General features: G+C 61.4%; 8 protein-coding genes and 1 tRNA gene. 5 read left to right on the top strand and 4 right to left on the bottom strand.

Annotated elements, in window-relative coordinates; all coding sequences use genetic code 11:
• Positions 1–10: 10 nt before the first annotated feature.
• The 3 genes from clpX to MKD50_RS25390 all read left to right on the top strand — a co-directional run bounded on the left by clpX (position 11) and on the right by MKD50_RS25390 (position 4,221).
• On the top strand, positions 11–1,288 hold the full coding sequence (clpX, locus tag MKD50_RS25400) for an ATP-dependent Clp protease ATP-binding subunit ClpX (protein WP_012352668.1): 1,278 nt from the start codon (positions 11–13) through the stop codon (positions 1,286–1,288).
• 255 nt (positions 1,289–1,543) lie between these two features.
• Positions 1,544–3,955, top strand: a complete 2,412-nt coding sequence (lon, locus tag MKD50_RS25395) for an endopeptidase La (protein ID WP_240074352.1) — start codon at positions 1,544–1,546, stop codon at positions 3,953–3,955.
• 190 nt (positions 3,956–4,145) lie between these two features.
• Positions 4,146–4,221, top strand: a tRNA-Val gene (locus MKD50_RS25390).
• Positions 4,222–4,429: 208 nt separating this feature from the next.
• Here MKD50_RS25390 and MKD50_RS25385 read toward each other — a convergent pair.
• Both MKD50_RS25385 and MKD50_RS25380 read right to left on the bottom strand, forming a co-directional pair.
• Entirely contained in the window at positions 4,430–5,527 is a 1,098-nt protein-coding gene (locus MKD50_RS25385; RefSeq protein ID WP_252669216.1) for an enolase C-terminal domain-like protein, read from the bottom strand.
• 221 nt (positions 5,528–5,748) lie between these two features.
• Positions 5,749–6,483 carry an RNA polymerase sigma factor gene (locus tag MKD50_RS25380; RefSeq protein ID WP_115706730.1) on the bottom strand — a complete coding sequence of 245 codons (735 nt, stop codon included), beginning with the start codon at positions 6,481–6,483 and terminating at the stop codon, positions 5,749–5,751.
• 300 nt (positions 6,484–6,783) lie between these two features.
• Here MKD50_RS25380 and MKD50_RS25375 point away from each other — a divergent pair, with 300 nt between their 5' ends.
• Both MKD50_RS25375 and MKD50_RS25370 read left to right on the top strand, forming a co-directional pair.
• Positions 6,784–8,085, top strand: coding sequence for a c-type cytochrome (locus MKD50_RS25375; RefSeq protein ID WP_240074357.1), 1,302 nt, complete (start codon positions 6,784–6,786; stop codon positions 8,083–8,085).
• Between the two features lie 246 nt (positions 8,086–8,331).
• Positions 8,332–11,745 (top strand): adenylate/guanylate cyclase domain-containing protein, encoded by a 3,414-nt coding sequence (locus MKD50_RS25370; RefSeq protein WP_252669215.1) that lies wholly within the window; start codon positions 8,332–8,334, stop codon positions 11,743–11,745.
• Positions 11,746–11,876: 131 nt separating this feature from the next.
• On the opposite strand, the gene MKD50_RS25365 is transcribed toward MKD50_RS25370, so the two are convergent.
• Both MKD50_RS25365 and MKD50_RS25360 read right to left on the bottom strand, forming a co-directional pair.
• Positions 11,877–12,866, bottom strand: a complete 990-nt coding sequence (locus MKD50_RS25365; RefSeq protein ID WP_252669213.1) for a threonine/serine dehydratase family protein — start codon at positions 12,864–12,866, stop codon at positions 11,877–11,879.
• 44 nt (positions 12,867–12,910) lie between these two features.
• Positions 12,911–13,900, bottom strand: a complete 990-nt coding sequence (locus MKD50_RS25360) for an ornithine cyclodeaminase family protein (RefSeq protein ID WP_240074363.1) — start codon at positions 13,898–13,900, stop codon at positions 12,911–12,913.
• Positions 13,901–13,921 lie beyond the last annotated feature (21 nt).

Below are 13,921 nucleotides of genomic sequence, written 5' to 3'. Positions count from 1 at the left end.
ACTGATTCCTATGGCGGACAAAAAAGGTTCATCCAGCGAAAAGCTTCTGTACTGCTCCTTCTGCGGCAAGAGCCAACATGAGGTCAAGAAGCTGATTGCCGGCCCGTCGGTGTTCATTTGCGACGAATGCATCGACCTGTGCAACGAGATCATTCGCGACGAGGCCACGGCATCCGAGAAAGACGCCGCCGCGGCCGCGCGCTCCGACCTGCCCACGCCCCACGAGATCCGCGAAAGCCTGGACCAGTACGTGATTGGTCAGGAACAGGCCAAGAAGATCCTGGCCGTGGCGGTCTACAACCACTACAAGCGCCTCAAGCACCTCGGCAAGAAGGACGATGTCGAGCTGTCCAAGAGCAACATCCTGCTGATCGGTCCCACCGGCTCGGGCAAGACGCTGCTCGCGCAGACGCTGGCGCGCCTGCTCAACGTCCCGTTCGTGATCGCCGACGCGACCACGCTGACCGAAGCCGGCTACGTCGGCGAGGACGTCGAGAACATCATCCAGAAGCTGCTGCAGAACTGCAATTACGAAGTTGAGAAGGCGCAGCGCGGCATTGTCTATATCGACGAGATCGACAAGATCTCGCGCAAGTCCGACAATCCCTCGATTACGCGCGACGTGTCCGGCGAGGGCGTGCAGCAGGCCCTGCTCAAGCTGATCGAAGGCACCATGGCATCGGTGCCGCCGCAGGGTGGCCGCAAGCATCCGAACCAGGACTTCCTGCAGGTGGACACGACCAACATCCTGTTCATCTGCGGCGGCGCCTTCGATGGCCTGGAGAAGGTCATCATGCAGCGGTCGGACAAGACCGGCATTGGCTTTGCCGCGCAGGTCAAGAGCAAGGAAGAGCGTGACGTCAGCGAAGTGCTGCCGCAGACCGAGCCGGAAGACCTGATCAAGTTCGGCCTGATCCCCGAACTGATCGGCCGCCTGCCGGTGGTGGCAACGCTGGCCAAGCTGGACGAGGCCGCGCTGATGCAGATCCTGGTCGAGCCCAAGAATGCGCTGGTCAAGCAATACCAGAAGCTGCTAGCGATGGAAGGCGTCGAGCTCGAAATCCGGCCCGGTGCGCTGAGCGCCATCGCCCGCAAGGCGATCCGCCGCAAGACCGGTGCCCGCGGGCTGCGCTCGATCCTGGAGCAGTCGCTGATGGACGTCATGTATGACTTGCCTAATTACAAGGGCGTGCAAAAGGTCGTGATCGATGAAAATACGATCAATGGCGATGCACCGCCGCTGCTGATGTACGAGGAGCAGCAGCCCAAGGTGGCAGGGTCTAACTGACGCGAGGCCTGCCAGAGTGGTCAGAGGTCGGCACCACACCGGCAGCAGGGCGGAAAAGGCCGTTCGCGTAGAAGCGAGCGGCTTTTTTTGTTTATTTCTACCGACGAGAGGGAGGAAACGCGGGTATGCTGTTTCAGAGGGGCCACCAAGTGCAGGTAGCGGCATCTGCTTGCCTTGATGAATCGATTGGCACGTATCTTGTAATCGATTCGCGCGGCCCAATTTACGCCTTAAATGACTGACTTGGGGAAAATGATGTCCGGAACACAACTCCTCCCGGCCGAGCCGATTCGCCTCCCACTGTTGCCGCTGCGCGACGTGGTGGTGTTTCCGCACATGGTGATCCCGCTGTTCGTGGGACGCCCAAAGTCCATCAAGGCGCTTGAGACTGCGATGGAGGCGGGCAAGAGCATCATGCTCGTGGCCCAGAAGACGGCGGCCAAGGACGAGCCGACCGCCGACGACCTGTACGAGGTCGGCTGCATCGCCAATATCCTGCAAATGCTGAAGCTGCCCGACGGTACCGTGAAGGTGCTGGTCGAGGGCACCCAGCGCGCAAACATCCGCGAGGTGAGCGAGGACGATTCGCACTTCATGTGCGAAGCCGTGCCCGTGCCGCCCGCACCTGGTGAAAGCGCCGAGACCGAGGCCCTGCGCCGCGCGATCGTGTCGCAGTTCGACCAGTACGTAAAGCTCAACAAGAAGATCCCGCCGGAGATCCTGACCTCGCTGTCGGGCATCGACGAGGCTGGTCGCCTGGCGGACACCATCGCCGCGCACCTGCCGATCAAGCTCGAGCAGAAGCAGAAGATCCTGGAAATGGTCAACGTGACCGAACGCCTGGAAAGCCTGCTGTCGCAGCTCGAGGGCGAGATCGACATCCTGCAGGTCGAAAAGCGCATCCGTGGCCGCGTCAAGCGCCAGATGGAGAAGAGCCAGCGCGAGTACTACCTGAACGAGCAGGTCAAGGCCATCCAGAAGGAACTGGGCGAGGGCGAAGAAGGTGCCGACCTGGAAGAACTCGACAAGCGCATCAAGGCTGCGCGCATGCCGAAGGAAGCCAAGAAGAAGGCCGACGCCGAATTCAAGAAGCTCAAGCTGATGTCGCCGATGTCGGCCGAGGCCACCGTCGTGCGCAACTACATCGACACGCTGGTGAACCTGCCGTGGCGCAAGAAGAGCAAGGTCAACAACGACCTCGCCAACGCCGAGCGCGTGCTGGATGAAGACCACTACGGCCTGGAGAAGGTCAAGGAACGCATTCTCGAGTACCTCGCGGTGCAACAGCGCGTGGACAAGGTGAAGGCACCCATTCTCTGCCTGGTCGGGCCTCCCGGCGTGGGCAAGACCTCGCTCGGCCAGTCGGTGGCGCGCGCGACGAACCGCAAGTTCGTGCGCATGGCACTGGGTGGCGTGCGTGACGAGGCCGAGATCCGCGGCCACCGCCGTACCTACATCGGGTCGATGCCGGGCAAGATCCTGCAGAGCCTGTCGAAGGTCGGCGTGCGCAATCCGCTCTTCCTGCTCGACGAGATCGACAAGATGGGCCAGGATTTCCGCGGCGATCCGTCGTCGGCGCTGCTCGAGGTGCTGGACCCGGAACAGAACCACACGTTCCAGGACCACTACATCGAGGTCGACTTCGACCTGTCCGACGTGATGTTCGTGGCGACGTCGAACTCGCTGAACATTCCGCCGCCGCTGCTCGACCGTATGGAAGTGATCCGCCTGTCGGGTTATACCGAGGAAGAGAAGCTCAACATCGCCACGCGTTACCTGCTGCCGAAGCAGATCAAGAACAATGGTCTGAAGGCGGGCGAGATCGAGGTCACCGATGCGGCGATCCGCGACATCATCCGCTACTACACGCGCGAAGCCGGTGTGCGTTCGCTCGAGCGCGAGGTCTCCAAGATCGCCCGCAAGGCGGTCAAGCTGCTGCTGCTGAAGAAGGAGTCGGGCACGATCAAGGTCGATTCCGACAACCTGGACAAGTTCCTGGGCGTACGCAAGTACGACTTCGGCCTGGCCGGCAAGGAAAACCAGGTGGGCCAGGTGACCGGCCTGGCGTGGACCGAGGTGGGCGGCGACCTGCTGACAATCGAAGCCGCGATCATGCCGGGCAAGGGCAACATCACCCGCACCGGTTCGCTGGGCGACGTGATGAAGGAGTCGGTCGAGGCCGCGCGCTCCGTCGTGCGGTCGCGGGCACGCCGCCTGGGCATCACGGATGAGATGTTCGAGAAGCGCGACATCCACATCCACGTGCCCGAAGGCGCCACGCCCAAGGACGGCCCGTCCGCGGGCGGTGCCATGACCACGGCGCTGGTGTCGGTGCTGACCGGCATCCCGGTGCGCGCGGATGTCGCCATGACCGGCGAGATCACGCTGCGTGGCGAGGTGCTGCCCATCGGCGGCCTCAAGGAGAAGCTGCTGGCAGCCCACCGCGGCGGCATCAAGCTGGTGCTGATCCCCGAGGAAAACGTCAAGGACCTCGCCGAGATCCCGGACAACGTCAAGAACGCGATCGAGATCGTGCCGGTGCGCTGGATCGACAAGGTGCTGGAACTGGCGCTCGAGCGCAAGCCCGAGGCGCTGCCGGAAGAAGACGCCAAGCCCGCCGAGGTGGCGGACAAGGCCTCGGCCAAGGTCGAGCGCCTGCACCACTGACGACGCCTCAGCCGCATGAACAAAACGCCGCAGGGCAGCGATGCCCGGCGGCGTTTTTTTGTCCGCGCGGGCCTTGGCAAACCGAAATCACATGTATTAAACTTGCGCCCTCGCAACGCAAACCACGGCATCTGCCGCGAGGTGCGGAGCGTTCAGCAAGTCGCAGGCAGACAGCCTGCGATGGTCGAGCGGGTGCTTAGCTCAGTTGGTAGAGCGGCGCCCTTACAAGGCGTAGGTCGGGGGTTCGAACCCCTCAGCACCCACCACCGCTCCACCAGCAGGAATCAAGGGCTTAGAGCGATCTGGGTCCTTTTTTTATGCCTGTTTCACCGCCCTGTATCCGAGCCAAAAAGAGCTTCTGCGACCCAAAGAGAGCTGCTTAACGAAATCACCGCTGATGTCGGTGCCAGTTCTAGCCGATGCCGCGCTCTGCAAGCATGGCCAGCCACCTGCGCAAGCCCCTGCGGGGCAGCGTTAGTCGTACTGAAACCGCTTCACCGCGCTCTCGTCCCACTCGATTCCGGATCCAGGCCTGTCCGGCACCACCAGTTGTCCATCTGCAAGCGCAAAAGGCTCCTTCAGCACGGGATAGGCCCAGTCCTGCCATTCCAGCCAGTGCGCCGTTTCGGTGATGCGCATCAGATGTGCGCAGACTTCCGGATACAGATGCGTGGAGACAGGGATTCCCGCCGCCGAAGCGATCGGTGCAGACCGCAGCCACCCCGACACGCCGCCGATCCGCATCATGTCCAGCATGACGCAGTCACACGCCTCGGCCTGCACTGCCTTCAATAACTCGCGCGGACCATAGAAGTTTTCGCCGAGCTGGATAGGCGTCTTGATCTCGCGCGCCAGTTGCGCATGGCCGCTGGTGTTGTTGTAGGCGAGGGGCTCCTCGAACCAGTACAGCCGCTCGTCGTCGAGGGCATGGCAGCGGCGCAGACCGTCATCAAACGACAAGCCCTGGTTGAAATCCACCATTAGCTTGATCTCGTCGCCAGCCGCTTCGCGCACCGCGCGCAGGGCATCAAGATCGTCTTGCAGCCTTTCGCGGCCCAGCCGCAACTTCAGAGCGCTGAATGCTCCCTCTGCAACGAGCGAACCAGCCTCTTCGGCAAGGTCGTCCACATCGCGCAACCACAGCCCATTACTGTTGTACGCCGGCACGCTGCCCACTGTGCCGCCAAGCAATGCTGCGAGGGGCAGGCCTGCGGCCTTGCCCAGAGCGTCCCACGCGGCCATGTCGAGCCCTGCGATGGCGATCATCGTGATGCCTTCGTAGCCCAGGAGATGCGTTGAACCTCTGGCGTTCTGGAAGTCATCGAGCGGTGCGATCCTGCTACCGGCCCGTGATGCCGCAAGATCCCGGATCGCGGGCACGATGTATCTGGGCGCCTGTATCAGATATGGCTCAAGATAACTGCGACCGACAACGCCTTCCCGAGTGTGAAGGTCAACCAGGATCAGCGGCCACTGGTCGAATGCGCCGACCTTCGAAATGATTGGTCGATTTAACGGAATCAGAACCGCACGGACCTCAACGCTTTGGTAAGTGAGGGGTTCGAAATCCATGGCGGCACCTCCTGACGACCAGTACAACCCGCGCGGCACCGGACCAGGAACCTCTTATCGGAGTTCCTGGAGTCTGGCCAGCGCTCGCGCAGGCTGTAACCCGCACAGTACGCCGCGATCGGTGGGATCCGCAACTGGAATCAGTCGCCGCCCGTGCGCAGACGAGATGCCGTTCGTTGCCGAAATCCGCTTTCCGGGAGCACTGCCCCGTTCCCTCGTCGTCATTGCGAGCGGACCAGCCCGCGCTCGCCAAGGGCGTCGAACACGTGATTGACCACCGCGTCGCAGCGCGTACCGGCAAAACTGAACGTGCTCTGCAGATAGGGCCTTACCTCTGCGGCCAGGGATTCGCGCAGCATCATGCGGGCCCGCAGAAAGCGCGTCTTGACGACGTCGCCGCTAACGCCCAGGCAATAAGCCGTTTCCTCTACGCTCATGTCTTCGACCGCCCGCAGGATGAACACGCAGCGGTAGATCGGCGGCAGCTTTTCGACCGCAAGCTGCAGCAGTTCCCGCACCTGACCGCGTTCGGCCATGGCTTCAGGTGATTCGTCGTCAGCGGCGCGGAAGGACATCATGTTCTCCTGTAAAGGTCCGCCAGGAAGATCTTCTTCTTCGCCCCGGGCTTCGATCTGAAAGAGCCGGCGTTTCTTGCGCTGCGCAGTCAGGGCGACATTGATGGCAATGCGCGCCAGCCAGGTGCTCAGCGCGGCCTCGCCGCGAAACGAATCCAGGCTGGTAAAGGCGCGCAGGTAGGTTTCCTGCACCACATCCTGGGCTTCGGCATCGTCCGCAACCACGCCACGGGCGGTGCGGAACAACAGACGGTTGTTGCGCCGCATGATGGCCTCGAAGGCAGACGCGGCGCCGGCGCGGGCGCTGGCAACCAGTTCGGCGTCGGTGGTGGCATTGGCGCCAGACGGCATGGGCGGCCTGAGATCCCGGTTCTGGTTCATTTGGAGATCTGGCTCCTTTCCCGTTGCTGATCATTAGACGGCACCGCTGCCAAAAGGTGACAGCCGCCCGGGCGCATACGCGGCTGCGGCCCCTCGCCCGGGGGGCGAACCACGCGTCAGTAATCATAAGCAGATGCACGCAGCCACGACCCATCGCAATGTGGCCCAGGCCTCGTGTCACCTTCCGGCGTCTGCCCACGTCTAACGCCTATGCAACGGACAAATTCGAGCGACTGCCGTCGAAGACCTGTCGGTTGTTTATTTCAGTTGCTGCATCTCCTCCTGACAAGGACGTCGATCATGAAAAGGCAACCCTCCGCACTGACACCCGATACTGAAGTGCAGCCGGTCCCGCTGCGGCAGCCAGCGATGCAGCAGAGGTCTCGACGGAGGCTGGCAAATGCACTGCTCACGGCAGCCGCAGTGGCGGCCGCCGCGGCGTGTGGCGGCAGTTCTGGAGGGGGAGGCACGGATGCGGCCAGCACGGAAGCGGCGCAGAAGGCCCTGGTCGAGCAGGGCAAGCAGATCTTTCGCTTCGACACCTTCGGGGACGAAGCGAAGTGGACCGATCACCTGAGGATGCACGAGGTCATCGCCAGCTCGGTGGATCCCTTGACCGCACTCTCCGTGGGCCTCAAGGTGGACGCCGAGGCCTTGCCCGAGGCTATCGCAAACGGCATCCGCAATGGCACGATCGACCTGAAGAGCCCGGCTACGACGGTGGCGCTGCTGAAACTGAACGCGGTCGTCGGCCTCCAGGGGACGGTCGAGACCGTCAATGGGGTCGACAAGCTGACCCGCGTCGGCACCACCTGCGCCCTCTGTCATTCGACGGTGGACAACTCGTTCGCGCCGGGCATCGGCAAGCGGCTGGACGGATGGCCCAACCGGGATCTCAATCCCGGCGCCATCATCGCGCTGTCCCCGGCCATTGACGAGGCCATGAAAAAGGTCCTCAACGCCTGGGGTCCAGGCATGTACGACCCGCGTAACAATATCGACGGCCTCAGCAAGCCGGTCGTGATACCGCCCGCCTTCGGGCTGGCCGGCATTCACCGCATTACCTTTACCGGCGATGGCGAAGACATCATGTACTGGAACCGGTATGTCGCCGTCTCGCAGATGGGCGGCCTTGGCTCGGTATCCGAACCGCGCCTGAATATCTCCATCACGAACGGCTCGGTGGACCTTGTCACCAGCAAGCTTCCGGCCCTGCAAGCGTATCAGCTATCCCTGAGCGCTCCGCCGCCACCGGCTGGCAGTTTCGACCCCGTGGCGGCACTGCGGGGCAAGGCTCTGTTCGAAGGCGCGGGCCGATGCGCCACCTGCCATAGTGGCCCGGCATTTACCGATGCCAACTCGCTGCTTCACCCGCCCGGCGACTCGATGGCGGAACCGGAGAGCCCAAGCTACGCCTCGCGCTCCGCAACCAAGCAATACCGGACCACGCCGCTTAAGGGGGCATGGCAACACCCTCCCTATTTCCATGACGGCTCTGCGGCGACTTTGCCGGAGGTCGTGACGACCTACAACACCAAGCGGGGCCTGGGGCTGAGCAGCCAGGATATTGCCGACCTGGCGGAGTATCTGAAGTCGCTGTGAGCTGAAGCCCCTACATTTGGCAAGAAAGCTGGTCGCCTGGGCAGATGGCTTTCGCTGTTTCCAATGGGATGCTCACGACGAGGTGGCCAACCTTCCGCCCGGCGTGATCGGGCCGATGCTCAATGACGAATATGCGGACGTGACTCGCGTGCCCCAGAGAGCACGGAGGGGATCGCCTCGCAACTTGCGAGACGCCTCCCCTGTGGTTTCTAATGTGTGCTATCGGGCCAAGCAGTCAGAGGGCATATGCGCTGCATCAAGTGCGGATTCGATAACCCCGCGGGCGGGCGATTCTGCGAGGCGTGTGGCCACAGCCTTGCGCGAATCTGCCCGCAATGTAGCCATGAGTCGGGGGCCGCGGCGAGATTCTGCGGCCATTGCGGCGCGCTGCTGCCCGACCTTCCCGCCGGTCAGCACCTTGGGACGGCGCCCGTGTTCTATACGCCGGCACATCTGGCCGAGCGCATCCTGGCCGAACAGGCGGCGATGGAAGCCAGGGGGCAAACCGCTGGCGAACGCAAGACCATTACCGCGCTATTTGCTGACATCGCTGGCTCGACGGCACTCATCCAGGATCTGGATCCAGAGGATGCGCGCGGGGTGATCGACCCCATTGTGTCGATGATGATGGAGGCGGTTCACCACTATGAGGGATACGTCGCCAAATCGCTTGGTGATGGCATCCTGGCGCTGTTTGGTGCGCCCATCGCGCATGAGGACCATCCCTTGCGGGCGCTCTACGCGGCGCTTCGGATGCAGGATGCGATACGCCGTCATAATGGGCGGACGCCTCAGGCAACCGGCTTGCCGCTGCGCATCCGGGTGGGCGTCCATACCGGCGAAGTGGTAGTGCGGGCAATTCGAAAGGATGACCTGCGCACCGACTACGATCCGGTGGGCCACACCATCCATATCGCGTCGCGGATGGAAGGGGTTGCGATGCCCTCATCGATCGCTGTCAGCGAAGCGACCCATCGGCTGACCGAAGGCTACTTTGAATTTCGCGCGCTCGGGACGGCATCGGTAAAGGGCATTCAGCAACCGCTTGCCGTTTACGAAGCTGTCGGCCCTGGCGCTTTGCGCACGCGGCTGCAAGTGGCCTCGCATCGCGGGTTGTCGCGTTTTGTCGGCCGCCAGGACGAATTGCGGTGTATGCAGGTGGCGCTACAGTCGGCAAGGCGTGGCCACGGACGCGTCCTTGGCGTGGCAGGCGAGGCGGGCGTCGGCAAATCGCGCTTGTTTCACGAATTCCGAACGCGTGCGCAACCGGGCTGCAAGGTGCTTGAAACCTTCTCGGTTTCGCATGGCAAGGCGTTTCCCTATCTGCCCTTGATCGATCTGATCAGGGCGTACTTCGACGTCGCGTCCCAGGATGACGACCGGCAGATTCGCGATAAGGTCACCGCCAGGTTGATGGCGATCGGCTGTGCGCCGGACGAAGTTCTTCCCTATCTGCTCTATCTGCTTGGCATCAAGGATCCGGCGTCGACGCTTCCCATGATGGAGGCTTCGGTGCGGCGCCAGAGAACTTTCGATGCGCTGGTGCGGTTGCTTGTACGCGAGAGCGAGTTCCAGCCGCTGATGGTGCTGTTCGACGATCTTCAATGGCTTGACAGTGAATCAGAGGCTTTTCTTTGTATCCTGGCTGATCACGTGCCGCGGTCAAGCATGCTGTTGCTCGTCAACTATCGCCCTGAGTATGTGCATGAGGGGGGCGTGCCATGTCACGTCAGGCTGGAGCTTGCGCCCCTGGGGCAGGGCGATGCGCAAGGATTCCTCAGCGCGATGTTGGGTGACGATGCTTCGCTCGAGTCGCTGAAGCGCGAAATCCTGTCCAAGACAGAAGGCAATCCCTTCTTCATGGAGGAGGTCGTCACAACGCTTATCGAGGAGAACGTCCTGCATGGAGAGCGGGGTAACTTCCGGCTGGACGACCGCGTGGTGTCACTACATATGCCGACCACCGTGCAAGGCGTCTTGGCCGCCCGCATCGACCGCCTGCCGCCGGCTCAAAAGGAATTGCTGCAGACGCTCGCAATCATTGGCAAGGGATTTTCCGTGAGCCTGGTCCGATATGTCACCGGGATGGCGGACAGTGCTCTCCATGCGATGCTCGTCGATCTTCAGGCCGGAGATTTCATTTACGAGCGCCCCGCGTTTCCGGAGGTGGAGTATGTGTTCAAGCACGCCTTGACGCAGGAAGTCGCCGCCAGCTCGCTGCTGAGTGACAGGCGCAGCGCGCTGCACGAGCGCACAGCCCAAGCCCTGGAAACGCTGTTCCCTGGCAGCTTGATGGATTACTGCAGCGAACTGGCACACCACTACAGTCGAAGTGGCAATACCCGCAAGGCCATCGAGTACCTGGGTCTTGCCGGACAGCATGCGGCGCAACATTCCGCGCAGCGCGAAGCCATTCGCCATCTCAATGCGGCGCTCGACTTGCTTAAGACACTGCCCGACAACCCCGAGCGCGCACGCGACGAACTGGGCCTGCTGCTGAACCTCGGCATTGCATGCATCACGGCACGGGGCCATGGGGCACCGGAAGTCGAGAAAATCTATACGCGGGCGCTGACTTTGTGCGAGCAAGGCGCGGAGACGCCGCATCGTTTTTCCGCCCAATTGGGGCTCTGGTCTTTCTATCTGTTGCGCGGCAGGCTGTTGACGGCACAATCCCTGGCTGACGGCCTGCACCAGCTGGCCGAAGACAGCGGTGACTCGGAGCAGCGCGCAGAGGCGCAGCGCGTGCTGGGCGTTACACGGTTCCGGCGCGGCGATATCCGCATGGCCCGTACGCACCTGGAGCAAGCGCTGGCGCTGCACCGTCCCGACCAGCACGCCTATGGCCACCTGCTGCGCTACGCGCGCAACCCGGCGGTCCACATGCGCAGCTCGCTGAGCTGGGTGCTCTGGTACCTCGGCCTGTCACAGCAAGCCGTGAACCGAAGCGAGGAGGCGCTGGCGCTGGCACGCCGGGCCGCCGATCCGTTCGGTCTGGCCCTGAGCCTCATCTTCGCGGCCGAGCTGCACCAGCGCCGTGGTGATGCGCGACGTGTGCTGGAGTGCGCGGAGGCGGCGATCGCACTGTCGGAAGAGCATGGGTTCCAGCTGTACCGGAGCTGGGGATCGATACTGCGTGGTTGGGCCCTGGCTGCAACGGGCACGGCAGAAGTGGGGATTGACCTGATGCGCCGCGGCTTCGACGACCTGGAGGCCACCGGCGCGGTATTGGGACGGCCCTCGCTGCTGGGATTGCTGGCCGATGCGTATTTACGCTGCGCGCGAGGCGAGGATGCGATGCGTGTGCTGGCTGAGGCCATGGCCCTGGCAAGGGATACCGGGGAACGCTTTGACGAGCCCGCGCTGCTCCGGCTCAAGGGGGAGGTTCTGGTGCAGGCGGGGGATCGGCAGGGAGATTCTTCATCCACGGCCGACCGCGAAGCCGAGACGTGTTTTCGCACGGCGATGGAGCTGGCCCGTGGCGAGGGTGCCAGCCCCATCGAGCTTCGTTGTGCGATAAGCCTTGCCGAGCTATGGCATCGCCAGGGCCGGAACGATGAGGCGCGGCGATTGCTTGCGCGCTTGCCCGGCCTTTGCACGGAAGACATGGACCCCGTTGATGCGCATCGGGCGAGGCAACTGCACGAGAAGCTGTCCTGAGAAGCCGCGGCGCTTGCGTTCAGCTTCCGGCCGCGGTCAGGAAATGGCTGGACCACGGCCATCCGGCGATTGCACAGCGTGTCAGGCAGGGGCGGCCGAGATCACCCACGGCGATGAGACCGAGCCTGCGATCAACGGATGGCACTATTTCCGTCGCTAACTTTGTAGATCTCGGCCATGTCGCATAAGTCCCAGTTTCCGCCAGTCAGAACCGCGCACACTTTCTCGTGTGGTTTAACTTTGATGTTGCCGGCGAGCAAGGCGCCGATACCAATCGAGGCGGCGGGCTCGGCAATTAATTTTGCATCATTGGCAAGCATGCGCATGCCAGCAACGATATGTTCGTCTTCAACCAGGACAATCTCGTCAACGTATTTTTCAATGATGGGATATGGATTTTGTCCGGGCACACTTATCCTTAATCCGTCGGCAATGGTATTTTTCAAGGGCAGCGATGTACGTTCCTTGTTCTTGCGGCTGTGGAAATACTTTGGTGTCAGGGCAGGCTCTGCGCCGATGACGCGCACCGAGGGAGATGTTTCTTTGATAGCGGTAGCGATTCCTGAAATGAGCCCGCCGCCACCGACGGGAACAATCACCGTGTCTACCTGTTCCAGATCCTCCAGTATTTCACAACCGATGGTGCCCTGGCCAGCCATTACCAAGGGGTCTTCAAACGCATGGACAACTGCATAGCTGTGTGCCTCGGCGATTTCACGCACCCGCTTCCATCGCGCAGCGGTATCGCCATCGTAAAGAATAACTTCGGCGCCCAGGGATTTTGTATTGGCAATCTTGATCCTGGGTGTGGTGATCGGGAGCACCAGTACTGCTTTGACGCCAAGCATCTTGGCGGCGTACGCCAGTCCCTGAGCATGATTGCCGGAGGACGTGGCAATAATGCCGTTAGCTATCTCTTCCCTGGTAAGCGAAAGCGATTTATTCAGCGCGCCACGAATCTTGAAGGCCCCGGTAATTTGCAGCATCTCCGGCTTAAGGTACATCTGGCAGCCCAAAGCTCGCTCCATCTTTTCCGCGCGCAGTAACGGCGTATGCCTGATGTAGGGCTTCAGCCGTGCCTGCGCGTCTCGGATGTCTTGGAGCGTCGGGTAGTTGAGCATGTGCTTTATCACTTTTTCGGGGCCGTCGGTTCTTTGGCGGCTAGTCAAAGAAATTCAAAGAATGTGCCGATCTTGCTTGCCATTGCATTGTGATAAATCTTGGTCGCGGTAGTATTGTCCTGTATGGCCATGCCGGTGGAGTCGAAAATCGTGATCTCGTCTTCGTGTTCTCTTCCTGGTTTTATGCCAAGCAAGATCTCGCCAATTTCTGCGTGGATGTCATCCTTGCTTATGAGGTTCTTGTTTATCGGGTGCCAGGTCTCGCCTTTTTCCGTGCATTGGCTGATTGAGTCATTCACGATTTTTGCGTTGTTGAATATCTCTGGGTCGAGCTCTTGCTTGCCTTGCTGATCGGTGCCGATCGCAACAATGTGGGTGCCTGGCTGCACCCAGGCGGCTTCCACCAGGGATCCTTTCCCGCGGGTCGTGGTGATCAGAATATCAGCCTGTTCAACTGCTTCCTTCTTGGAGGCGGCCATCACTACAGGAATGCCAAACTCGCTTTCGATATCAGCTTTATACTTGGCAAGCGTGTCGGCGTTGCTGTCCCAGGCATGGATCACTTCAATTTTCATGATCTCCTTGATAGCCCGGATCTGCATCCGGGCCTGATTCCCGGTGCCGATGGAGGTGATTTTTTTTGCGTCCTTTCTTGCCAGTGCTTTCACCGAAACAGCACCAGAGGCGCCGGTTCTGAGGCCGGTGATCAGGCTCCCATCCATAACGCAGATCAAGGCACAGCTCTGTGCATCGAACAGAAGGATGGTTCCCATTCCGCTGGGGACCCCGTGAGACTCGGGGTTATTGATGAATCCCCCCGAAGATGCCTTCATGGAGATCATTTCATTGGCTTTGCAGTAACCCAGCTTGAAATCAATTTCGCCGCGCGGTGGCGGGAGATGGATGCCGATATAGCCGGGTTGAACCACCTGGCTACGGTTGAAGGCTTTGTATGCCTCTTCCACAGTACCTATGACTTCCCTCATGCTGATCAGGCTGCGTACTTGCGCTTTAGTAAGCAATAGGGTCTTCATCAATATCATCTCCATGCATTT

The organism is Cupriavidus mimosae (assembly GCF_023952485.1).
GTDB lineage: Bacteria > Pseudomonadota > Gammaproteobacteria > Burkholderiales > Burkholderiaceae > Cupriavidus > Cupriavidus taiwanensis_C.
Note: the sequence above shows the minus strand (reverse complement) of the source record. Positions and strands in the feature narration are given on the sequence as shown.